This window comes from Catellatospora tritici (assembly GCF_019083965.1).
Lineage (GTDB): Bacteria > Actinomycetota > Actinomycetes > Mycobacteriales > Micromonosporaceae > Catellatospora > Catellatospora tritici.
This window is the reverse complement of sequence record NZ_JAHRCY010000018.1, coordinates 1-21,480: the sequence shown is the minus strand read 5'-3', so window position 1 is coordinate 21,480 and position 21,480 is coordinate 1. Positions and strand designations below refer to the sequence as shown.

The window sequence follows — 21,480 nt, the reverse complement described above, 5'->3', positions numbered from 1 at the left end:
GCGAGGATGTGTCGGCGGGCGTAGTATGAACGGGGTGAGCGCCACACTGCAGGAGCCGACCTTCCTGATCCTCTCCGCGCTGGCCGAGGGCCCGCTGCACGGATACGGAGTGATCCAGGAGGTCGACTCCCTGTCCGACGGCCGGGTGGTGCTGCGCCCCGGCACCCTGTACGGCGCCCTGGACCGGCTGGTCGAGCAGCAGTTCGTCGCCGCCGCGGGGGAGGAGGTCGTCGACGGACGACTGCGCCGCTACTACCGCCTCACCGACGCGGGCGCCCAGCTGCTCGACACCGAGATCCAGCGGATGACCAGCAACGCCCGAGCCGCCTCGGCCCGGCTGCGGCGCCGCGCCCAGGGCACCGCCCCGGCATGAGCGTGGCGGCCGACCAGCTGGAGCGCCGCTACCGGCTGCTGCTGCGCGCCTATCCGCGCTGGTGGCGTGCGGCCCGAGGCCCCGAACTGCTGGCCACCCTGCTCGACACCGCCCCGCCCGGCGCCCGCCGCCCAAGTCTGGCCGACACCACCGACCTGCTGCGCAACGGCGTACGCTGCCGCCTCGGCCTGTCCACCGACGCCGGCCTCGACGAGGGGCTGGGCGCCGCCGCACCGGTGGCCCTGGCCCTGGCCGCGGGCCTGAGCGCGTTCCTGTGGTGGCGGGTGGAACCAAGCCCGCTCGGCGGCGGCACTCCCGGTGCCCACGGCACCCTCGGGCCCCTGGCGTACCTCGCCTGGCTGGTCGCGCTCGGCGTCACGATCCTCGCTCCGGCGCGGACGGCCCGCGCCGCGATCGGCGGCGCGATCGGGGCAACCCTCGCCCTGCCGCCGCTCGCGACGCTGACTGCACCGGACCGGCCGCCGCTGTGGGTGCTCGGCGCGCTGCTCTGCTTCGGACTGCTGTCCCTGCCGATCGCCGGACGCCTCGACCGACCCGGCGGCGGCGAGCTGCGCGTCGGCCTCGCCCTGGGCGCCGTGGCCGTCGCGGCGGGCGCGGACGCGGTCGCGCGCGCCTGGCCCGGCCCGGTCTCCGCCGCGCACTCCTACTACCAGCCGACCATCGCGCAGGTGGGCGTCGTGGTCGCCGCGACGGTCGCGGTGCTCGCGCTGCTCTCGCTGCCGCGCCATCGCGTGCCGTGGCGGCAGCCGCACGCTCATGCCCACGCACCCGGACCCGAGGACGGGCGGCTGCGGCCACGACCTGCTACCGGAACGCCCATCGGCGCGCCGGACGGCGCGGCGCGAGGCCGGGCGGTGGCCGGGACCGGTGCCCAGGCGCGGGGCCGACTCTGGGCGACGCTGCTCATCGGGCTGCCCGGGGCATGGTTGGGTCCGGTCGACACCGGCACCTGGCGGGCCGCCGGGGAGCTGCCCCGGTTCGGACGGCTCGCCGAGGTGCTGCTGGGTAGCTGTGTGGTGCTGTTGTGCATGGCCGAGCTGCGCAGACGGCGGGCCGGGCGCGGCGGCGGACCGTGGCTGCCGCCCGGTGCCGCCGGGGCGGCGCTGATCGGGTACGCCGTCGGGCTGGCCACGTTCGCGGGCCTGCTCGGCGCGGTGACCGGGCACGTGCTGGCCACGGCGGTGACCTGCGCGGGCGTGGGTGCCGTGCTGGCGGGCACGGCCGCTGGGCGGCGGTGGTGGCCGGTGGCGGGCACGGCCGGGGCGGTGACGGTGCTGGCGGCGTACGCGGTGGGGGTCTACAGCAACGACTGGAGTGGCAGCGGCTGGCAGCTCGGCCGCACCACCGGCCTGGCCGCCACCCTGGCGGTGGTGCCGCTGGCCGCGGCCGCGCACGCGGTCTGGGCGCACCGGGACACGCTGCCCCGGACCGCCGCCCTGATCGGCGGGGGTGGCGCCGTCGCCTGGCTGGCCTGGCTCACGCTGCCCGACCTGCCCGCGTGGGGACCGGTGCCGCTGGTACTGCTGGCGGGGGCGGCGGCGCTGGCGGGGCTGCGCCGCATACCGGCCTGGAGCGGGCGTCGATGACCGTAAAGTAGCAGCGTGGGCCTGGTACACACGGTCGGCTTGGTGCTGCACCCGGAGCGGGACTCGGTGCCCGCGATCACCACCGTCATGGACTGGGCCGGGCGCCGCGACGTCACCGTCCTCGGGCTGCCCGACGAGATTGACCGCATCGCCTGCGAGGCATTGCCCGTGGCCCCCAGCGAGCTGGCCGACCGGGCCGACCTGGTGGTCAGCCTGGGCGGCGACGGCACCATGCTGCGCTCGATGCGGCTGATCGCGGGCCGGAGCACGCCGGTGCTCGGCGTCAACCTGGGCAGGCTCGGCTTCCTGGCCGAGATCGACGTGGACACCCTGCCCGCCGCGCTCTCGGCGATCGACAACCACCACTACTCGGTGGAACCGCGACTGGCGGTGCGCGCCGCGATGCCCGACGGGAGGTCGGTCACCGCGTTCAACGACATCGCGCTGGTGCGTATCCCCGGCGACGGGCTGGCCGCGGTCGCGATCGAGATGCAGGAGCAGCCGTTCGTCCGGTACGCCGCCGACGCCGTCATCGTGGCCACGCCGACCGGCTCCACGGCGTACAGCTTCTCGGCGGGCGGTCCGATCGTCGCCCCGACGGTGCGGGCGATGCTGGTCACCGCCGCCGCGGCGCACTCCACCTTCAACCGGGCGCTGATGCTGCCCGCCGACGAGCGGCTGTGCCTGCGGCTGCTGCCGACCTGCGGACGGCTCGCCGTCGAGGTGGACGGGCGGGTCGACGGGTACGTCTGCGCCGGGGACCGACTGACGGTCACCGCGCACGCGGACGCGGCGCAGGTGGTGCGGCTGGGCCACGGCACCTTCTACGAACGGGCGCGACGCAAGCTGCAGGTGCGTGGCAGCCTGGAAGTCTACTGACCAGATCGGACAATGATCACGTGCTGATCCGCAGGGAACGTCCCGCCGATGTCGTGGCCATCCGCGACGTCACCACCGCCGCCTTCGCCACCGCCGAGACGCCGCGGCCGGTCGAGGCCGGGCTCATCGACGAACTGCGCGCCGACGGCGGCTGGCTGGCCTCACTGTCGCTGGTGGCGGTATCACACGACGGCGCCATCGTCGGCCACGTCGCGTGCACCCGGGGCCACGTCGGCGACGCACCGGCGCTGGGGCTGGGGCCGCTCAGCGTGCGCCCCGACCACCAGCGCGAGGGCGTCGGCAGCGCGCTCGTGCACACTGTCCTCGGCGCCGCCGACGCGCTCGACGAGCCGGTGGTGGTGCTGCTGGGCGACCCCGGCTACTACCACCGCTTCGGCTTCCGGCCGGCCGCCGGGCTGGGCATCGTCCCGCCCGACCCGCAGTGGGCGCCGCACTTCCAGGCGCGGCCGCTGCACGCGTACCACCGCGGGCTGGTCGGCCCGTTCCGGTACGCGGCGCCGTTCGCTCGGCTCTGACCGACTACGATCATTCGGGAGACCTGCGGCGGAGGTGAGCGCGTGTCCGGACAGCAGCACCCGACGGGCGCGACACCCTGGGGGTGGGCGGCGCCGCTGCGCAAGGCGGCCTCGCGAATCCGCCCCGGCGGCCACGACGTCCCCGGCGAGCACGACGAGCACGGTGGCGCCGACTGCGTTGTCGACTGCGCCGTGTACGTCGCGGGCCACCGCCGCCCCGGTCGCTGCGGCTACATCGAGGCGCTGGCGCAGGTGCGGCAGAACCCGGGCTCGTTCCTGTGGCTGGGTCTGCACCAGCCGACCGAGGCGGAGTTCACCCCGATCGCGGCCACGTTCGGGCTGGACGAGCTGGCGGTCGAGGCCGCGGTCACGCCCCGGCAGCGCCCCAAGATCGAGCGGTTCGGCGACGTCAGCGTGTTCGTGCTGCGCACCACCCGGTACGTCGAGCACCCGGAGCTGACCGAGACCTCCGAGGTGGTGGAGACCGGCTCGGTCGTGGTCTTCATCGGCGACGGGTTCGTGATCACGGTCCGGCAGGGGTCGGCCGGGCAGCTCGCCCCGGTCCGCGCCGATCTGGAGAAGCGCCCCGACCTGCTGGCCCAGGGGCCCTGGGCGGTGGCACACGCGGTGTCGGACCGGCTGGTCGACTCGTACCTGGAGGTGGCCGTCGCCTTCGAGAACGACATCGACGAGCTGGAGGACCATGTCTTCTCGTCCCAGTCGAAGAACCGGGCCGCACAGATCTACCAGCTCAAGCGCGAGCTGATGGAGTTCAAGCGGGCGGTCGCCCCGCTGCAGCACCCGCTGGCGGCGCTCACCGAGGACAAGGAGCTGCTGCCCAAGGAGATCCGCCGCTACTTCCGCGACGTCAACGACCATCTGCTGCGCACCGTCGAGCGCATCACCGGCTACGACGACCTGTTGAACTCGATCCTGCAGGCGCGACTGGCACAGCTGAGCGTCGACCAGAACAACGACATGCGCAAGATCGCGGCGTGGGCGGCCATCGCGGCGGCGCAGACCGCCATCGCCGGCGTCTACGGCATGAACTTCGACTTCATGCCCGAACTGCACTGGCGCTACGGGTACGCGATGGTCTGGGCCCTGATGGTCGTCGTCGCGTTCACCATGTACCGCGCCTTCCGCCGCTCCGGCTGGCTCTGACCCTCAGTCCAGCTCGGCTCGCCCGGCCAGGTACGCCTTGGCCAGCCGCTTCGGCACCCGGGTGAGCCAGGCCTCGGTCAGCAGCTCGACGAGGTCCTCCTCGCCGATGTGCGCCAGCCGCACCAGCACCGCCGGATACCCGTTGAAGTGCGGGGTGGTGAAGTAGACCGAAGGGTCCTCGGCCAGCAGCGCCTCCCGGGCGCCCAGGTCCGGCACCCGCGCGGCCAGGATCGGCCCGTCCGGGGCGGTCGCGCCCAGCGCCTCCAGGTCCGTTTTGCGCAGCGGTCGCGCCCACGCGTAGAGCTTGTCGCCGACACGCCACTCCTGCGGCGAAGGCTCAGCGGTCTCCGGCAGCGCGATGGCGATCCGCCGTACGTCGTCCCAGGTGGCCATGGCTCCAGCCTATGCGGTGAGGGCCGCGTGGACGCGGATCGGCGGCACTGGACGGCATCAGCCATGCTCTATCCGGAGCACCCGCGACACGGCCGGGACGGCCCGCGCCGGGACGGGTGCGCGAAGTCGGAGGTCGGCATGTCCGAGGTGGTAGCGAAGGCGCTGGCCAGCCTCGCCACGGGAATCCCGTGCGCGCTGGTCGTGCTGCTGTTCTGCTGGGTGATGTTCGGCGGCGTACGGGTGATCAACCAGGTGGAGCGGGGCATCGTGTTCCGGTTCGGCCGGGCGCTCAAGCGGATCCGACAGCCGGGACTCGCGGTGGTCATCCCGATGGTGGACCGCCTCCGGAAGGTCAACATCCAGATCGTGACCCTGCCGGTGCCGTCCCAGGAGGGCATCACCAGGGACAACGTCTCGGTGAAGGTCGACGCGGTGGTCTACTTCCGGGTCAGCGACCCGTACCGGGCCGCGATCGAGGTGCAGAACTACATGTACGCCGTCGAGCTGCTGGCCCAGACCTCGCTGCGGTCGATCATCGGCAAGAGCGAGCTCGACGATCTGCTGTCCAACCGGGACGAGCTGCACCGCGAGCTGCGAGCCCTGCTCGACGGGCCGATGACGGAATGGGGCATTCACATCGACCGCGTCGAGATCAAGGACGTGCAGCTGCCCGAGTCGATGAAGCGGTCGATGTCGAAGCAGGCCGAGGCGGAACGGGAACGCCGCGCCCGGGTCATCACGGCCGACGGCGAGTTCCGGGCCGCACAGAGCCTCGCCGACGCCTCGACGATCATGGCGAGCACGCCCGGGGCGCTGCAGCTGCGGCTGCTGCAGACGGTGGTCGAGGTGGCGGCCGAGAAGAACTCGACGCTGGTGATGCCGTTCCCGGTCGAACTGCTGCGCTTCTTCGACCGCGCCTCCGGCGATACCGCCGAGCGCCCGACCACCGACCCGCAACCCCCCACTCCTCCGATCCCCCACCACCGCGCCCCCTCCGAGTGACCAACCCTCGCGCCGAGGGCAGCCCCTCGCCGGGCGGCGTCGCCCCCGAATCCGTGCAGTTTCGGGGAAACTGCACGGATTCGGCCCAAAAATGCGCGCACTTTTCCCGAAACTGCGCGAACTCCTGCCGTCGACGGCGCCCACCCCGTCAGGGGCGCGGAGCCGCCGACCCGCTCGGGTTCGGGGTGGGTGACGGGCAGGTGGCCGGGTCGCAGGGCGGGGTGGTCGGCACGGTGGTCGGCGTGGGGGTCGGCTCCGGTACGCCGTCACCCAGGTCCGCGCGCCCGATCCCGCCGCCGGTGCCGTCCGGCAGTGGCTGCGGCGGCAGCTTCATCGCCTTGTGGGCGGCGTTCATGAACCCCTCCCAGATGTCGCCGGGCAGTTTCGACCCGCCGATGGGCTGCCCGTTCCTGTCCTTGATCGGCAGCTCGTCCCGTACGTTGCCGACCCAGACGGCGGTCGCGAGCTGCGGCGTGTAGCCGACGAACCAGGCGTGCGCGTTCTGGCCCGGGTGCAGCCTGCGGCCCTTGGCGTCGCGCTGGCCGTTCTCCCAGGTGCCGGTCTTGGCCGCGGCCTGCCGCCCGGACAGGGCGTGTGCTCCGACGATCTGCTTGAGCACCCCGGTCACCTCGTCGGCGATCTCCTGCCTGAAGGCGCGGCGGGCCACGATCTGCTCGCCGGTCCCGGGGACGGTCTCCCAGGCGCCCGTCTTGCGGTTCTTGCGTTCGACCTTCACCACGAAGTGCGGCTTGTGGTAGACACCGCCCGCGGCGAAGGTGGCCACACCGGTGGCATGGTCGAGCACGGTGATCGGGTACTGGCCGAAGCCGACCTGGTAGTAGAACGAGTCCCGGCCGGTCTTCGCGGCGGGGTCGTCGAGGTGGCGGGCCTTGCCGTCGCCGGTGGACCACATGGTGCCGATGCCCGCGCGGTGGGCCAGGCCGACGACCTCTTCCGGCCCGATCGCCTTTGCGATCTTGAAGAACGGCACGTTGTACGACTTGATCGTCATCAGGTCCAGCGGGCAGTCGCGACCGCAGCTGGCGTTCTCGCGGCCGGAGTTGGAGACGTCGAACTCGTCGCCCCTGCTCTTCTTGAGCTCGGTGGAGTCCCATCTACTCTTGATCGAGTACCCGTGCTCCAGCGCCGCCGCGAGAGTGTAGATCTTGAACGAGGAGGCGGGCGGGTGGCCGCCGAACTCCGAGTCGGTGGCCGCGGCGTTGACCCCGGCGTAGTCGGTGCCGGTGCCGTCGTTGCCGCCGTAGTACGCCAGCACCCGGCCGGTGCTCGGCTCGATCGCGACCGCCGCGGCCATCAGGTTCTTCGGCTGCCCGGCCAGCAGGGTGCCCTTGCCGTCGACCGCCCGCACCAGCTCCTCGGTGCAGGTCTCCTTCCCATTGGTGGTCTTGCAGCCGCGGCGCCACTCATGCGAGCGGTACACCTGCTGCTGCAGCGCGGTCTGGGCCCGCGAGTCGATGGTGGTGGTGATCCGGTATCCGGCGCTGCGCCAGTCGCTGATGCCCCAGGCGCGCAGCTCGTCACCGACGTGGTGGATGACGTGCCCGGTGCCGCTGTCGACGTAACCCCACTCCCCCGCGTACTGGCCCGGCTGGTACGGCTTGAGCTCCTTCTCCGGGTACACCTGCGCGACCCGGTCCTGCTCGCTGAGCCAGTGCATCTCGACCATGTTGTCCAACACGTACGCCCAGCGCCGCTTGGCCTCGACCAGGTTGTTCTGCGGGTCGTAGCCCTGGTGGACGGGGTTGGGTTCGGGCTGGCGCAGCACCGCGCCGAGCACGGCCGCCTGGGCCACGGTCAGCTTGGTCGCCTCCACGCCGAAGTACGCCCGCGCCGCCGCGCCGACTCCGTACGCGCTGCGGCCGAAGTAGACCGTGTTGAGGTAGAAGCCCATGATCTGCTCCTTGGAGTACTCCTTCTCCAGCTTGCGGGCCATCACCGCCTCACGGAGCTTGCGCGCGAACGTGATCTCCATGTCGTCGGCGGCGGCGCGGGCATACTGCTGGGTGATGGTCGAGGCGCCCTGGGTGGTGCCACCGGTGAGGTTGTTCCAGGCGGCGCGCGCGATGCCCCACGGGTCGATGCCGTCGTGGTCGTAGAAGTTCTTGTCCTCGCCCGCGATCAGGGCGTCACGCACCGGCTTGGGCAGCGTCTCCATCACGACCAGGGTGCGGTTCTCCGCGCCGAGCTTGGCCAGCTGCCTGCCGTCGCTGGACCAGACCTCGGTGTTCTCCTTGAGGCTGAGCTGGTCCGGCCGGGGCACGCTGTCGTAGAACCAGGTCCCGCCGATGAGGCCGCCGCCGGTCAGCAGCAGCACCACCGCGATGATCAGCGCCAGCCGGGCGCGCCTGCGTCTACCGCGCCCCTTGCGGCGGCGTGGCCGCCGCTGCGGCTCCGGCTCGCCCGGCACCGCGGCCCGGCCGATCGCTGCGGGCGGCGGCGCGTCCGGCGCCACCCCTCCCGGCACCGAGGCCCGGCCACGGGGCCGCTCCTGACGCCGCTCATCGGGCGTTCCATCGCTGTAGGTAGTCATCTGTCACACCGTCCTAACCCGAGACACCAGTGTTTCCAGCCCTCGCCTGCGCGCAGGCTAAACAGAGCGACCGAATCTCAGGGGGTATGACTACTCAAAGTTATTTCGGCTTACCGAATTGTCGCGGTGGCCAGCGAACACCTTCGATCGATGAAAGCACCGGTCGCGCCGCGTGTCGCGGGTGCGACGAGTGCGGCCGGACCCCGGTGCGCCACCCGAAGGTGCCGCCGAGATCCGGCCGGGTGGACCGGTGGCCGCTCAACCGAGCGGCGCGCCACCGTCAACCGACCCGAAGGTCGTCGAGGCGCCGAGCACCAGTGCCGAGCAGCGCTTCCTATCCGACGAAGTTGTTCTGCACGAACGTGACGATCATGACGCCCTGCAGCGCCAGCGCGATCCCCGTGTACGCCCGGTCGAACCCGGGTCGGCGCCCCATCCGCGCCAGCACCATGAAGGCGACGGCGCACTCCAGCGCGAACCGCCACACCGAGCTCAGCGGGTAGTAGCTGTGGATCGGGTTGGACAGCGGCATCAGCATCACGATCGCCGAGAACACCACCAGGTAGGCGGCCTTGGCGCCCAGCCGCCACGGGCCGACCAGGGCCAGCACCAGCAGCAGCAGCACCCCCAGCGCGGTGACCAGGTTGGCGATGTTGCGAATCGTGTCCGGACCGTACAGCGGCTCGCTGCGGTCGATCAGGTCGACGACGTCGCCCACCACCTGCCACGGCGGGGTGAAGCCGTCGTGGAACCAGCTCTTCTGCGACTCCAGGAAGTGCGTCGGGTCGCCGAAGGTCTGCTTCAGGTAGTACATGTAGCTCAGGAGGCCGCTGGGGACCAGCAGGATGCCGAACACGCCCCAGTTCAACCTCGGCAGGCTGACTCGCGGCGTGCCGGACCAGCGCAGCGCGAAGCCGCGCTGGCGCAGGTACTCGACCACGAAGGCGGCGCCGAGCATGACGCCCGCCATCCGGGTGGCGCTGGCGTATCCGGCCAACATGCCCGCCCACCACCAGCGTCCCTTGCGCATGCAGTACAGCGAGGCCAGCGCCAGCGCGATGAACAGCGACTCGTTGTACGCCGCGACCAGGTAGAACCCGGTCGGGAAGGCGAGCAGGTAGAACGTGGCCCGGCGGGCGTCATCGGCACCCATCAGCTCGGTGGCCAGCCGGTGCAGCAGGATCAGCGCGGCCAGGCAGGCCAGGGCCGACACGGCCAGGCCAGCCTCGTATGACCCACCGGGCACCACCGCGTTCGCGGCGCGCACCGCCATCGGGTAGAGCGGGAAGAAGGCGGTGGCCCGGTTGTCCAGGGTGTAGCCGGAGTCGGCGACCATCAGGTACCAGGTGGTGTCCCACCGGTTCCAGGCGTTGAGCAGCTCGTGCAGGGTGCCGGGCGGGGCGCCCGCCTTGGCGTCGCGGTCCTGCAGCGGCAGCCACGACACCGCGGTGACGACGTAGTAGATCGTGATACCGGTGGCCCAGGTCACCAGGCCCGCCAGCACCGACGGCCGCCACCGGGCCCACGCCGAGGGCGGGCGCGGCTCGGCCGGGGGCGCTGACGTCGGTGCCGCCTGCGCCGTGTCCGGCGAAGCGGGCATAACGGTATCGACGGTGTCGGGCATAGGCGAGAGGATAACGCCGCCAGGTCCATGCCTGTGGGTACGACCGACGCCTTCCCGCCCTCCGGAGAGTCGGCCGAGCCGTGCCGGACGAGCCGTCGCACGGTACGTTGGGCACCATGTCCGCCTTCACCCCCGGTCTGAAGCTGCACGACCGCTACCTGCTGGAACGCCGCATCGGCAGCGGCGGGATGGCCGAGGTGTGGCGCGCGCACGACCTCGTGCTGGGTCGCCCGGTGGCGGTGAAGGTGCTCGCCGGCCCGATGGCCGCCGACCCCGCCCTGCGCGCGGGCGCGCTGCGCGAGGCCCGTTCGGCGGCGCAGCTGACCCATCCGAACATCACCGCCGTGCACGACTTCGGCGAGGCCTCGTTCCCGGACGGCCACGCCGAGCCGTACCTGGTGATGGAGCTGCTCACCGGCGACTCGCTGGCCGACCGGATGGCCGCCGGGCCGATGCCGTGGCCGCAGGTCGCCACGGTCGGCGGACAGATCGCCGCGGCGCTGGCCGCCGCGCACGCCCGCGACGTGGTGCACCGCGACGTCAAGCCCGGCAACATCATGCTGACCGCGACCGGGGCGAAGGTGCTCGACTTCGGCATCGCCGCGATGACCGGACTGCCCGACGCCCACGGCGGCTGGGTGATCGGCACCCCGGCGTACGCCGCACCCGAGCGCCTCCAGCAGGCCGCCGCCAACCCGGCCGCCGACGTCTACTCCCTCGGCGTGCTGCTGGTGGAGATGGTCACCGGGCGACGGCTGCACCCGGTCGAGAGCTGGGAGCAGGTCGCCGCCCTGCACGCGCGTCCCCGGCCGCTGCCGCACCTGCCGGGCGTGCCCTCGACGGCGGCCGCGCTGATCGCGGCGGCCCTCGACCCGTCCCCGGCCCGCCGCCCGCGCGCCGCCGACCTGCAGCGGGTCCTGACCGGCGCCCCGGGCACCGGCCACGGCGCGGTCGGCGTCCCGGCCGGACCCACCCCGACGCTGCTCGCCCCGACCGGCGGCTCGATCTCCGGCGCGGCCCGCGTGCCGTCGGCCCCGGCGACCCGCCAGTACGTGCCGCCGCCACCGCAGATGATCCGCCGCAGGCGGCGTACGCCGGTGCTCGGGTTCACCCTGCTCATGGTGCTGCTGCTCGTCGGCGGCATGTTCGTGCTGTTCTCGGCGATGCGGCCCACCGACGGCGACGCCTCGCCGCCGCCCGCGACCACCCGGGCGGCGGTCAAACCGTCACGCAGCCCCAGTCCCAGCCCGAAGCCCACCCGGGCGACGAGCATCGCCGCGGGCAACGACCTGCTGCTCGACATCGGCCAGCGGGCGACCACGCTGGTGGTCACCGGCGACATCGCGCCCGGCCACGCCGGTGACATCACCTCGGCGCTGACCGCGCTCACCCTGCGCTGGAACACCCACCAGTGGAAGTCCGTGATCAACCGCACCAAGGAGTTCCAGAAGCAGCTCGACGGCTGGGTCGATGACGGCGACGTCAGCAAGGACGCCGGCGAGGAGCTCGACGGCAAGCTCGACGAGCTGATCGATCTCGCCGACGAGCTCAAGGGCTGAGCGCGCCGGGCGCGGCTCAGCGAGGCAGGGCCTGCTGCAGCTCGGCGCGCAGGGCCGGGGTGAGGATCTCGCCGGTCTGCTTGGCCAGCCGGGCCATCTCGAAGCCGACCACGCCCAGGTCGGCGTCGGGGTCGGCGACGACCGCCAGCACCGAGCCGTCCCGGACGGACATGGTGAGGAAGTAGCCGCGACCCATCTCCACCACCGTCTGGCGCACCTCGTCGCCGTCGATCAGCTGGGCCACGCACCCGGCCATGCCGATCAGGCCAGAGGTGACGGCGGCGAGCTGGTCGGCGGTCTGCCGGTCCAGGTGGGCCGAGACGGCCACGGTCAGCCCGTCCGAGGACGCGACGACGGCGTGCCGAGCTCCCGGCACCCGGTCGGCGAAACCGGCGATCAGCCAGTTCAGGTCCTGTGCGGGTTTACTCAGCGTGGCGGTGGCGGTGGTCATGACTCCCCCTCGATGGCGTTCGGCGCCGGCGGCGCCGCCGCGTCGTCTCGCGCCTGGCCGCGCCGTACTCCCTCGTACAGGCGGGTCAGGGTGGCCGCGGTGGTCTCCGGATCGGGTTCGCGCCCCCGGGACGTTCGCGGCTTCGGTATCGATGATTCCATAGTGTTCGATGTAGCGCTGTCCCCCGGCGGTTCGATCTCGGCCAGCAACGCGGCGGGCAGGCGCACCACGGCCCGCACGCCGGAGTCGGTCGCGGCCAGCCGCACCCGCACGCCGTGCCGGGCCGCGAGATGGCTCACCACGACCAGGCCCATTCGTTCGCTGGCCGCCACGTCTACCTCGGCGGGCCGCGCCAACAGCCCGTTCAGTTCGGCCAGCGTCTCGGCGCCGATGCCGATCCCCTCGTCGATGATCTCGACCACGGCACCCGCGGCGGCGTCCGCCGCGCCCGCGCGGACGCTGACGAGCACGGCGGTGTGCGGGGCGGAGAAGGCGGTGGCGTTGTCGAGCAGCTCGGCGAGCAGGTGGCCGATGTCGGCGGCGGCGTGCCCCACGACGTGCAGCGAGTCGTCGACGTCGGCACGGACGCGCTCGTACTGCTCGATCTCGGAGAGGGCGGCCAGCACCAGCGCGGCCAGCGGCACGCCCTCGCGCCAGCGCCGCCGGGGCTCGGCCCCGGCCAGCACCAGCAGGTTCTCGTCGTTGCGGCGCAGCCGTGCGGCCAGGTGGTCCAGCCGGAACAGCGCGGCCAGGTGGTCGGGGTCGCGCTCGTCGCGCTCCATCTCGTCGAGCAGGCGCAGCTGCCGCTCGACCAGGATCTGGCTGCGGCGGGCCAGATTGATGAAGATCGCATTGAGGGTACGGCGGGAGCGCGCCTGGTGCACCGCCAGTTCGACGGCGCTCAGCCGCACCGCCTCGAACGCGGTGGCGACCTCACCGATCTCGTCGGCGCCCGTCGGTCGGGGCAGGATGCGCAGCTCCTGGGTGATCGAGTCGTGCGGCCCGGCCGTGCGCAGCCGGGTCAGCGTCTGCGGCAGCTCCTGCTCGGCCACGGCCAGCGCCCGGCGGCGCAGGTCTCGCAGCGAGGCCAGCATGCCCCGGCCCACCACCACCGGCACCCCGACCGCCAGCAGCAGCACCAGCAGCACCACGACCGCGGTGACCAGCACCGAGCGCCATACCGCGTCGACCTGGTGCTCGGCCCGGTCGGCCAGCCAGTCGCCGAGGGTCCGCTCGGCCGCGTGCCAGCCGTCCACCTCGCCGCTGGCCGCGGTCCACCAGGACGTCGGGTCGACCGTGCCGGCAGGCAGCCGGGCGGCCAAGGCGTCGGCGTCGGCGGTGTCCGGGGCCGCGACCGGGGGCAGGCCCGAAGCCGTGGCGCGGCTGATGGTGGCCTCCAGCCGGGCGATCGCGTCGGTGCGAGCCTGACGCAGCAGCGTGACCCGGGCGAGCAGGCTGGTGCCGTCCAGCGGGGGCACCGAGTAGCCGAACCCCCGCAGCCGCGAGGCGGTCTCCTTGACCCGGGCCAGCGCACCGGCCACGGCGGCCGCCTGCGACAGCCGCTGGTCGGCCGCGCCGATCGCGGTCAGGTCGATCTCGGTGATCAGCTCGTCGACGAGGGTGTCGTAGCCGGACGCGCGGTACGCCGCCCGCAACGCCGGCAGCCGGTTCGGCAGTCGGGCCAGCGACGGCGCGACCGCCGTCCCGCTCCCCGCCAGGGTGGCGCGCCAGTCGTCGACGGCGGCGTCGGTCGCGGCCACCGCCGCGTCGTGATCGGACGGGTTCACCGGCGAGGCGCCCAGGTCGCGTTCGGCCTGTAGGTGGTGCACCAGCTCGGCGGCGGTGCGGGCGACCGCGACCTGGTCGGCGAAGACCTCGCCCGCGGCGGCGGCGCGGGCGGCCTGGGCCACCTGCAGCCCGGCGACGGCGAGGAAGGCCAGCGCGGGGATGACGACGACGGCGGTCAGGCGCGTACGCACCCGCCAGTCGCGCACCCTCGGTAGCACTCCGTGCATCCCTCCGTCGTCGGACGTGGTCGACCACCCGTACCGCAGTGACTCGCGGTATGTTACCCGTCACCCACCGAAAAGTGGATAGGTGCACATCGCTCGAGGTGACCGCCGGTGGGCCTGCTGGACAGTCCCCGCCCCGCCCCGGTACGGTTGCCGCCATGTCCTTGCTCCGTACGCAGTGGTGGCGCGCCGAACCGGCGGCCCTCCACACGCACGGGTAGCGACAGCTCCCACCGTCCACGGCCGCCCTTCGAGGCGGCCGTCGCGTTTTCGCAGGGCCCCTGTCGCGGGGCGGTCATCGATCGAAACGGAACTATCGATGACCCTGCTCCACGACCTGCTGAACAGCCCCGACCCCGGACCGTTCGCGCTGCTCCGCTACGAGGGCGCCGACCGCCTGGAGATCCTGCGCGGCACGTCGCGCACCGTCGACCGGCTCGCCGACATGCCGCTGCCCGAACTGGCCCCCGGCGAAACGCCCGGACCACGCACGCTGGCGCTGGTGCCGTACCGGCAACTGGCCGAGCGCGGTTTCGCCTGCGTCGACGACGGGACCCCGCTGACCTGCCTGGAGATCACCGAGACGGCCCGGCTGTCCCTCGACGAGGCCATCGCACAACTGCCCGACACCGTGCCCGACACCGAGGACCTGGGCTTCGACATCGACGACGACGCCTACCGCGCGCTGGTCGCGGCGGTGCTGCGCGACGAGATCGGGCACGGCGAGGGCTCCAACTTCGTGATCCACCGCACCGCGCGGGCCCGTACCACCGCCGACCCGCGCCGACTGGCCGCCGCCGCGCTGCGCCGCCTGCTCACCGACGAACGCGGCGCGTACTGGACCTTCCTGGTGCACCTGCCCGGACCCGACGGACGCACCCTGGTCGGCGCGTCCCCGGAGCGGCACGTCAGCGTCGACGCCGGACTGGCCATGATGAACCCGATCTCCGGCACCCTGCGCCACCGCGACCTCCCGCCGGGCGAGGCGGGCCGCCGGCGGTTCCTCGACTTCCTGGCCGACCCCAAGGAGATCAACGAGCTGTCGATGGTCCTCGACGAGGAACTGAAGATGATGGCCGTGGTCGCCGAGCGCGGCGGGCAGGTGCTCGGGCCGTACCTCAAGCACATGAGCCACCTCACCCACACCGAATACCTGCTGGCCGGACGCACCGGCCTCGACGTGCGCGACGTGCTGCGCGAGACGATGTTCGCGCCGACGGTCACCGGCAGCCCGATCGAGAACGCCGCGCGCGTCATCGCCCGCTACGAGCGCGCCGGGCGCCGCTACTACGGCGGCGTGCTGGCCCTGCTCGGCCGCGACGCCGACGGCGGGCAGACCCTGGACGCCCCGATCCTGTTCCGCTGCGCCGACGTCGACCCGTCCGGCGGGATCGAGGTCAAGGCCGGGGCGACCCTGGTCCGCGACTCGACCGCCGACAGCGAGGTCGCCGAGACCCACGCCAAGGCCGGCGGGGTCCTGACCGCGCTGGGCCTGCGCCCGGCCCCGGCCGGGGGCGCCCACGCCGAAGTCACCTCGTACGCCGACGATCCGCGGGTGGCGGCGGTGCTGGCGGCCCGCAACGACCGGCTGTCGTCGTTCTGGCTGGCCGAACGGCCCGCCGCGACGGCGCCCGGACCGCTGGCGGGCCGCCGGGTGCTGATCGTCGACGCTGAGGACACCTTCACCGGCATGCTCGGACACGTGCTGCGCTCGCTGGGCATGGAGGTGCGCATCCGGCCCAGCCACGACGTCGCCCCCGGCGACGCCGAGGCCGCCGCCGCCGACCTGCTGGTGCTCGGCCCCGGGCCGGGCGACCCCGAGGACGGCACCGAACCGCGCATGGTGCGCCTGGCCGAACTGGTCCGGGAACGGCTGGCGCAGCGCGCCCCGCTGCTGGCCGTCTGCCTCGGACACCAGGTACTCAGCCTGGCACTGGGGCTGGCGATGCACCGGCGCGACATGCCGTACCAGGGCCTACCCAGCGACATCGACCTGTTCGGCACGGCCCGGCGGGTGGGCTTCTACTCCACGTTCACCGCCGTGGCCGAGGCCGATCGACTGGTCACGCCGTACGGCACCGTCGAGATCGCCCGCGACGCCGACGGCCACGTCCACGCGCTGCGTGGACCCGGCTTCGCGGGCCTGCAGTTCCACCCGGAGTCGGTGCTCACCGAGGAGGGCCCCGCCCTGCTCGGCGAACTCCTCACCACCCTGCTCCCCATCCCCCACCCCTGAACTCCGGCAAGGAAGGGCGCCTTCTTATCGGTTTCCGTAGCAGAAGGTGCCCTTCCCAACACTGCGGACCGACCTTGACCCATCCATCTACGTTGATCGGAGGCCGCACTGCCGCAGCGGCTCGAGATCATCGGAGGCGCCCCTTGGACAGCCAGGCACTGGCGACGGTCTTCGCCGGCATCGGCCTGTTCCTCCTGGCCGGCTCGACGTGGCTGCAGTATCGCGAGAACCGCAAGAGCCGCAGACTGACCGAGTACAGCATCAACGTGGACCTGAGCGATCGCGTTTGGCACCAGGTGCCGACCCTGGCCACGGTGTTGGAGTTGCCGGAGGACGGCATCCCGGAGCGGGAGCGGGCGGTCATCGTCGGCTTCCTGCTCACCTACGCCCAGGCGTGGAAAGCCGCCAGGCTGGGCCTGTACCCCGACTCGGACTGGGACGGGCTGCGCACCGAGTTCGCGTTCTGGGCGGCGCAGCCGAAAGCCGAGCGGGCGATCGACGAGTTCAGACGTGCCGGGGAAGGCTGGCCGCCCGGGTTCCTCGCCTTCGTGGTCGAGGAGGTGGCGGCCTACCGCCGGCGCAAGGCGACCAGGCCGCACGCCGCACCCCCGCGCCCCGTACCTGAGGCGGAGCAGCCAGACCCGGGGAGCGCGAGCTGACGACGGCGGACCGCCGCCCACGCCGCGTCGGTCTCGGCGCCCCGGTCTCGACTCAGACGAGTTCGGCGGGGTCCAGGCGCAGGCGCTCGATCAGGTTGTCGCGGTGCAGGTCGGCGATCGGGCCGACCAGGTCGGGGTGGCGCAGCAGCGCGGCGGCGCGCACGTCCTCGGGAGCGGGCTTGGTGAGGCGGGTGAAGTCGCGCGGCACCACCTGGGCGTGCTCGCAGTCGGCGGTCGCGGTGACCGCGTCGGCGGCCAGGCGTGGGTCGGCCAGCAGGCACGCGGCCCAGCTCGCCACCACCTCGTCCACCCAGCCGCGCCACACCCGGTCGGCGTCGTCGTCCGGCTCGTCGAGGTGCACCACCCGGTCCAGCCCGCCGGAACCGCCGGGTCCCACCATCGCCAGCAGCCCCGCGTCCATCACGGTCGGGTAGCGCAGCCACGCCGCGACGGTCACCGCCTGGCGCGCCTGCGCCAGCACCCGGGCCGCCTCGGCCGGGCCGCCCGCGGCCGGATAGGTGCGGGTGAGCCAGTGCGTCGTAGCGGCGATGACGGGGGCGAGGCCGGCGTTCACGACTACCTCATTCGGGGGCGGGCCGCCTGCGGCGTAGCGGTCGGGGCCGCGAGGGGCGCGGCACCCGCCGAGGCAGCGGGAAGTTGCCATGCTAGCCAGATCCCGGCCACAAGTCGATCCACTGTCACCGATTCGAGCGCGGGTCTGGCACACCGGTGTGATGAATATGACGCCGAGATGCCCAGCAGGTTATCCACAGGCGATCGGCACCCCGTTGTGCCGTACCCGGCGCGCTGCCAGGCTCACCGGCATGACTGCGGACCTGACCGGAGCCGCCGACGCCATCACCGCCCACGCGGGCCGGGTCGAAGCCGTCGCGGAGCAGCTCACCAGGGTCACCGCGCCCTGGCTCGGCGAGGCCGACGCGCGTGTGGCGGCGACGCACGAGCGACTGGCCGAGCAGGCGCAGGCGCTGCTGCGCACGCTGGCCGAGGCCCTGTTCGACCACGCCGACCTCGGCCTGCTCGCCGCCGCCACCCGGGCACGCGCGGACGCGGACGCGGCCGCCGTCGGCCGCTCGGCCGCCCGAGCCCACCCCGCGACCCGACGGGAGTCGGGCGCCTCCGACGGCTGGGCCCTCGGAGTGCCCCGGTGACGGCCGAGACGGCGCCTCCGGTGCTGGTCCGGGTGCCGCCGCTGTGGGCTCTCGCCGTACGCTCCGCGCCGCTGCTGGCGGCCGCGACGGCCTGGCGCGACTGCGCCACCGCCGCCGACCGCGCCGCCGCCGACCTCACCGACCCGCCCCGGGCCCGCCCGACCACCCCCACGCGCGGACCCGCCCCCGACCGCCCAGGTCACCTCGCGGCGGACGGCGCGCGCGCAGACGGCACGGGCGAGCCTGGTCACCGCGGCGCGGCGGGCAGTCCGCGCGCAGACGCCACAGGTGAGGCGGTTCACCACGAGTTGATCGAGGACGGCCCGGAGCGGGCCGGAGCGCCAGCGGCTATCCGCATCCCAGCGCCTGGCGCGGCGGGCGGCCCGCGCGAGGGCGGGGCGGACGAGGAGTGGCGCGGTCAGGACGCCACCGCGTTCGCCGCGCGGTCGCGCCACCTCGCCGATCGGCTCACCGTGTTCGCCCGGACGGTGCGGCGCACGGCGTCGGCGCTGGAAGACCTCGCGGCGCACACCGCGAGCACCGAGCGTCACCTGGACGAGTCGCTGGCCCGGGTCACGGCCGTGGTGCCGCATCACGTCGCACCGGAGCGGATCATGTTCGCGGTGACCGGACGGGCTCCCGAACGGTTGGTCCGCGCCGCGGTCGCCGAGGCCGAGGCGCTGCGCGCCGACCTCGACGCCGCCGCTCGGACCGCGGTGACGGCGCTGGACGCGGCCACCGACGCCCTGCGCTGGCTGGCCGAGCCGTCGACCGGGGTCGTCGGTGCGGACCTGGTCGAACCACGGGCGTTGCACGCGCCCGGACTCACGGTGGTACGGACCGGCACGGCCGACGACACCGTCACGGTGACGGTCGAGAACGGCCAGGTGGTGGTACGGGCCGACGACCGCGCCATCGCCGTGCTCGACCCCGCCCGTGACCACGGCCGCATCGTGTTGCGCACCGGCGCGGGCGACGACCGGGTCAACGTCGACCCGGCCGTGCCGCTGCCCGTCACCGTGCTGGCCGGTGCCGGTGCCGATCTGGTCGACGGCGGCGACGTCCTGGTCGGCGGCGCCGGACGCGACACCCTGCTCGCCGGACGCCACGACTCGCTGCTGCTCGGCGGCGGCGCCCGCGACTACCTGCAGGGCGACTCCGGCGACGACCTGCTCGACGGCGGCGACGGCGACGACACCGTGTACGGCCTCGACGGCGGCGACACGCTGCGCGGCGGCACCGGCCACGACCACCTCGACGGCGGCCGGGGCGCCGACGACCTGCGCGGCGAGGCCGACCCCGACACGCTCGCCCCCGGCGAGGGCGCCGACATGGCCTCCGGCGGCAGCGCCACCGACCTGGGTTACCTCGACAGCACCGACACGACGGGCGGCCCCCGTACCCAGACCGGGCCGGGATCCGGCCCGAGTCTCGACGGATCGTCGGACGTGGAGAAGGTCCACCGCCGGACCGAGCCCGTCGAGGGCGACCCGGGCGAGCGCATCCGGATCGAGGGGTCACCGCGCTTCCAGGCTCGGGTGGAGTCCGATCTCGACCTGCTGCGCGGCTCACCGCTGGGCCGGGAGATGCTCGCCGAACTGGACCGGGCCGTGGCGGGTCAGGCGACCGGGCGGCATGTCTCCGGCTGGTGGCCGGGTCTGGCCCCGCCCGTGCCCGAGCCGGGCGTGCTGACCATCCACGAGCTGCCGCCCGGCACCGACAACGCGTACGCCTCGGTGGAGGACGGCCGTCACGTCGTCGGGTACGACACGTCCTTCGACGGCCTCGGCGGAACCGTCGCGGGCGGCGACGCGACCCCGGTCGCGGTGCTGTACCACGAGTTCGCCCACGTCTGGGACCACGCGCACGGCTACGGATACCCGTACGGCCACCACGCCGACGACGTGATGTGGGACGGGACCCAGATGGTGCCGGTGCCGGCGGCCGAGCGGGTCGCGGTCGGCCTGCCGGTCGACGATGACGGGGATCCGACAACGGCCGACCGGCTCGATCCACGCCATCCGTACGCCCTGACGGAGAACGCGCTCCGCGCTGAGCTGGGTGAACGTCCTCGGGTCAGTTACGGCGACACGGCGGCGGCTTCCGTGACCTCGCCCTGACCGTCTGCTATGGAGGTCCAGCCGATTGCGTAGAGCCGCCCTTGTTTGACACAGTGTGCGCGCGTTGATCGTCAGATGCCGTCACAGCGGTGACTAGGGGAGGCAGTAAACACCATGATGGGTCCGCAGCACGCACTGTCCGGAGCGGCCGCCTGGCTGACCGGATCCTGGGTGGCCTCGACTTTCTTCGACTACGGGCAGTCGATGACCACCATCGCCATCGGCACCGCCGTGTGCGCCGGTGGGGCACTCCTGCCCGACCTGGACATGTCCGGGAAGGTCACCCACAACGAGGGCGGTTCGACGGTCTCGCGCAGCTTCGGTGTCTTCTCGCTGTTCATCGCCGAGGTCATCGAGAAGATCTCGGTCGGGGTGTACACGGCGACCAAGCTCAGCCACGACCCCGACCGGCACAACGGCCACCGCACGCTGACCCATACGCTGCCGTTCGCGGCGCTGATGGGCTTCGGCGCGACGTGGCTGTGCACCCGCTTCGGCAAGTGGGCCGTGCTCGGCATCCTCTTCGTGATGTTCGGTTTCGCGCTGCGCGGCCTGTTCGACAAGTGGGCCCACCGCGCGGGCTGGGTGATCGTCACGATCACCTCCGGCGCCGCCGCGTACGGCGCCTACCTGCAGCTGCCCGAGGGTCGCGGCTTCCCGATGATCGGGCTCGCGGTGGGCGCGGGCTGCATCGTGCACCTGCTCGGTGACATCATCACCCGCGCCGGGGTGCCGATCTTCTGGCCGATCCCGACCGGCCGCAAGATGTGGCGCATGGTCGGCCTGCCCGACAAGTTCGCCATCGAGGCGGGCAGCAAGGTGGAGACCACCGTCCTGCGCACCATCTTCACCGCGATCGCCCTGGTCGCGGGCGCGGGCGTGCTGGCCAGCCCGCTACTGAAGAAGTTCAACATCGAACTCTGACCCGCGTCGGCGGGAAGAACCCGAACGGCGGTCGCGGCGCTTCCAGCGCACGGCCGCCGTTTTCGCATCCGCCGTCGGGCGCGCCCGTCGGGCATGAGATCCGTGCAGTTTCGGGGAAACTGCGGGAATTCCGCCCAAGATTCGTGCACTTTCCCCGAAACTGCACGGATCTTGGACGCGGGGCGTGGGCGGGGCGGGGCGCGGGGCCCGGCACGGGCGCG

At 73.1% G+C, this 21,480-nt stretch carries 18 protein-coding genes; 12 read left to right on the top strand and 6 right to left on the bottom strand.

What is annotated here, in order from left to right:
• The first annotated feature begins 25 nt into the window (after positions 1-25).
• The 5 genes from KUA19_RS31330 to corA are packed head-to-tail and all read left to right on the top strand — an operon-like array spanning position 26 to position 4,559.
• On the top strand, positions 26-373 hold the full coding sequence (locus KUA19_RS31330; protein WP_217401815.1) for a PadR family transcriptional regulator: 348 nt from the start codon (positions 26-28) through the stop codon (positions 371-373).
• Positions 370-1,980 (top strand): hypothetical protein, encoded by a 1,611-nt coding sequence (locus tag KUA19_RS31325; protein WP_217401813.1) that lies wholly within the window; start codon positions 370-372, stop codon positions 1,978-1,980. The genes KUA19_RS31330 and KUA19_RS31325 overlap by 4 nt, the downstream gene beginning before the upstream one ends.
• A gap of 15 nt (positions 1,981-1,995) precedes the next feature.
• On the top strand, positions 1,996-2,859 hold the full coding sequence (locus KUA19_RS31320; protein WP_217401811.1) for an NAD(+)/NADH kinase: 864 nt from the start codon (positions 1,996-1,998) through the stop codon (positions 2,857-2,859).
• A gap of 20 nt (positions 2,860-2,879) precedes the next feature.
• A complete protein-coding gene (locus tag KUA19_RS31315) occupies positions 2,880-3,395 on the top strand; it encodes a GNAT family N-acetyltransferase (RefSeq protein ID WP_217401809.1) in 516 nt (171 codons plus the stop codon).
• Positions 3,396-3,437: 42 nt separating this feature from the next.
• Positions 3,438-4,559: a magnesium/cobalt transporter CorA gene (gene corA / locus KUA19_RS31310; protein ID WP_217401807.1), complete on the top strand. Its 1,122-nt coding sequence runs from the start codon at positions 3,438-3,440 to the stop codon at positions 4,557-4,559.
• A 3-nt stretch (positions 4,560-4,562) separates the two neighbouring features.
• Here the strand turns inward: corA and KUA19_RS31305 are convergent, their stop codons facing one another.
• Positions 4,563-4,952 carry an MmcQ/YjbR family DNA-binding protein gene (locus KUA19_RS31305; protein WP_217401805.1) on the bottom strand — a complete coding sequence of 130 codons (390 nt, stop codon included), beginning with the start codon at positions 4,950-4,952 and terminating at the stop codon, positions 4,563-4,565.
• 138 nt (positions 4,953-5,090) lie between these two features.
• Between KUA19_RS31305 and KUA19_RS31300 the strand changes: the two genes are divergently transcribed.
• Positions 5,091-5,954 carry a slipin family protein gene (locus KUA19_RS31300; RefSeq protein WP_217401803.1) on the top strand — a complete coding sequence of 288 codons (864 nt, stop codon included), beginning with the start codon at positions 5,091-5,093 and terminating at the stop codon, positions 5,952-5,954.
• Positions 5,955-6,102: 148 nt separating this feature from the next.
• Here the strand turns inward: KUA19_RS31300 and KUA19_RS31295 are convergent, their stop codons facing one another.
• Entirely contained in the window at positions 6,103-8,505 is a 2,403-nt protein-coding gene (locus KUA19_RS31295; RefSeq protein WP_217401801.1) for a transglycosylase domain-containing protein, read from the bottom strand.
• A 334-nt stretch (positions 8,506-8,839) separates the two neighbouring features.
• The gene (locus KUA19_RS31290) at positions 8,840-10,129 is read right to left on the bottom strand and encodes a mannosyltransferase family protein (RefSeq protein WP_217401799.1); all 1,290 of its coding nucleotides are present in this window, start codon (positions 10,127-10,129) and stop codon (positions 8,840-8,842) included.
• 116 nt (positions 10,130-10,245) lie between these two features.
• Here KUA19_RS31290 and KUA19_RS31285 point away from each other — a divergent pair, with 116 nt between their 5' ends.
• Complete coding sequence (locus KUA19_RS31285) at positions 10,246-11,688, top strand: serine/threonine-protein kinase (protein WP_217401797.1); 1,443 nt, start codon at positions 10,246-10,248, stop codon at positions 11,686-11,688.
• A gap of 16 nt (positions 11,689-11,704) precedes the next feature.
• Here KUA19_RS31285 and KUA19_RS31280 read toward each other — a convergent pair whose 3' ends face one another.
• Both KUA19_RS31280 and KUA19_RS31275 read right to left on the bottom strand, forming a co-directional pair.
• The gene (locus KUA19_RS31280; protein ID WP_254550399.1) at positions 11,705-12,139 is read right to left on the bottom strand and encodes a roadblock/LC7 domain-containing protein; all 435 of its coding nucleotides are present in this window, start codon (positions 12,137-12,139) and stop codon (positions 11,705-11,707) included.
• Positions 12,136-14,145, bottom strand: coding sequence for a sensor histidine kinase (locus KUA19_RS31275; protein WP_217401795.1), 2,010 nt, complete (start codon positions 14,143-14,145; stop codon positions 12,136-12,138). The genes KUA19_RS31280 and KUA19_RS31275 overlap by 4 nt, the downstream gene beginning before the upstream one ends.
• Positions 14,146-14,470: 325 nt before the next feature.
• On the opposite strand from KUA19_RS31275, the gene KUA19_RS31270 reads away from it, so the two are divergent.
• A complete protein-coding gene (locus KUA19_RS31270) occupies positions 14,471-16,387 on the top strand; it encodes an anthranilate synthase family protein (RefSeq protein WP_217401793.1) in 1,917 nt (638 codons plus the stop codon).
• A gap of 143 nt (positions 16,388-16,530) precedes the next feature.
• Entirely contained in the window at positions 16,531-17,046 is a 516-nt protein-coding gene (locus tag KUA19_RS31265) for a hypothetical protein (RefSeq protein WP_217401791.1), read from the top strand.
• A gap of 52 nt (positions 17,047-17,098) precedes the next feature.
• On the opposite strand, the gene KUA19_RS31260 is transcribed toward KUA19_RS31265, so the two are convergent.
• A complete protein-coding gene (locus KUA19_RS31260) occupies positions 17,099-17,620 on the bottom strand; it encodes a hypothetical protein (protein ID WP_217401789.1) in 522 nt (173 codons plus the stop codon).
• 250 nt (positions 17,621-17,870) lie between these two features.
• Here KUA19_RS31260 and KUA19_RS31255 point away from each other — a divergent pair, with 250 nt between their 5' ends.
• From KUA19_RS31255 to KUA19_RS31245, 3 genes are all read left to right on the top strand, one after another.
• Positions 17,871-18,215, top strand: a complete 345-nt coding sequence (locus KUA19_RS31255; protein WP_217401787.1) for a hypothetical protein — start codon at positions 17,871-17,873, stop codon at positions 18,213-18,215.
• The gene (locus KUA19_RS31250) at positions 18,212-20,335 is read left to right on the top strand and encodes a M91 family zinc metallopeptidase (RefSeq protein WP_217401785.1); all 2,124 of its coding nucleotides are present in this window, start codon (positions 18,212-18,214) and stop codon (positions 20,333-20,335) included. The genes KUA19_RS31255 and KUA19_RS31250 overlap by 4 nt, the downstream gene beginning before the upstream one ends.
• Positions 20,336-20,449: 114 nt before the next feature.
• Complete coding sequence (locus KUA19_RS31245) at positions 20,450-21,259, top strand: metal-dependent hydrolase (RefSeq protein ID WP_217401783.1); 810 nt, start codon at positions 20,450-20,452, stop codon at positions 21,257-21,259.
• Positions 21,260-21,480: the final 221 nt, after the last annotated feature.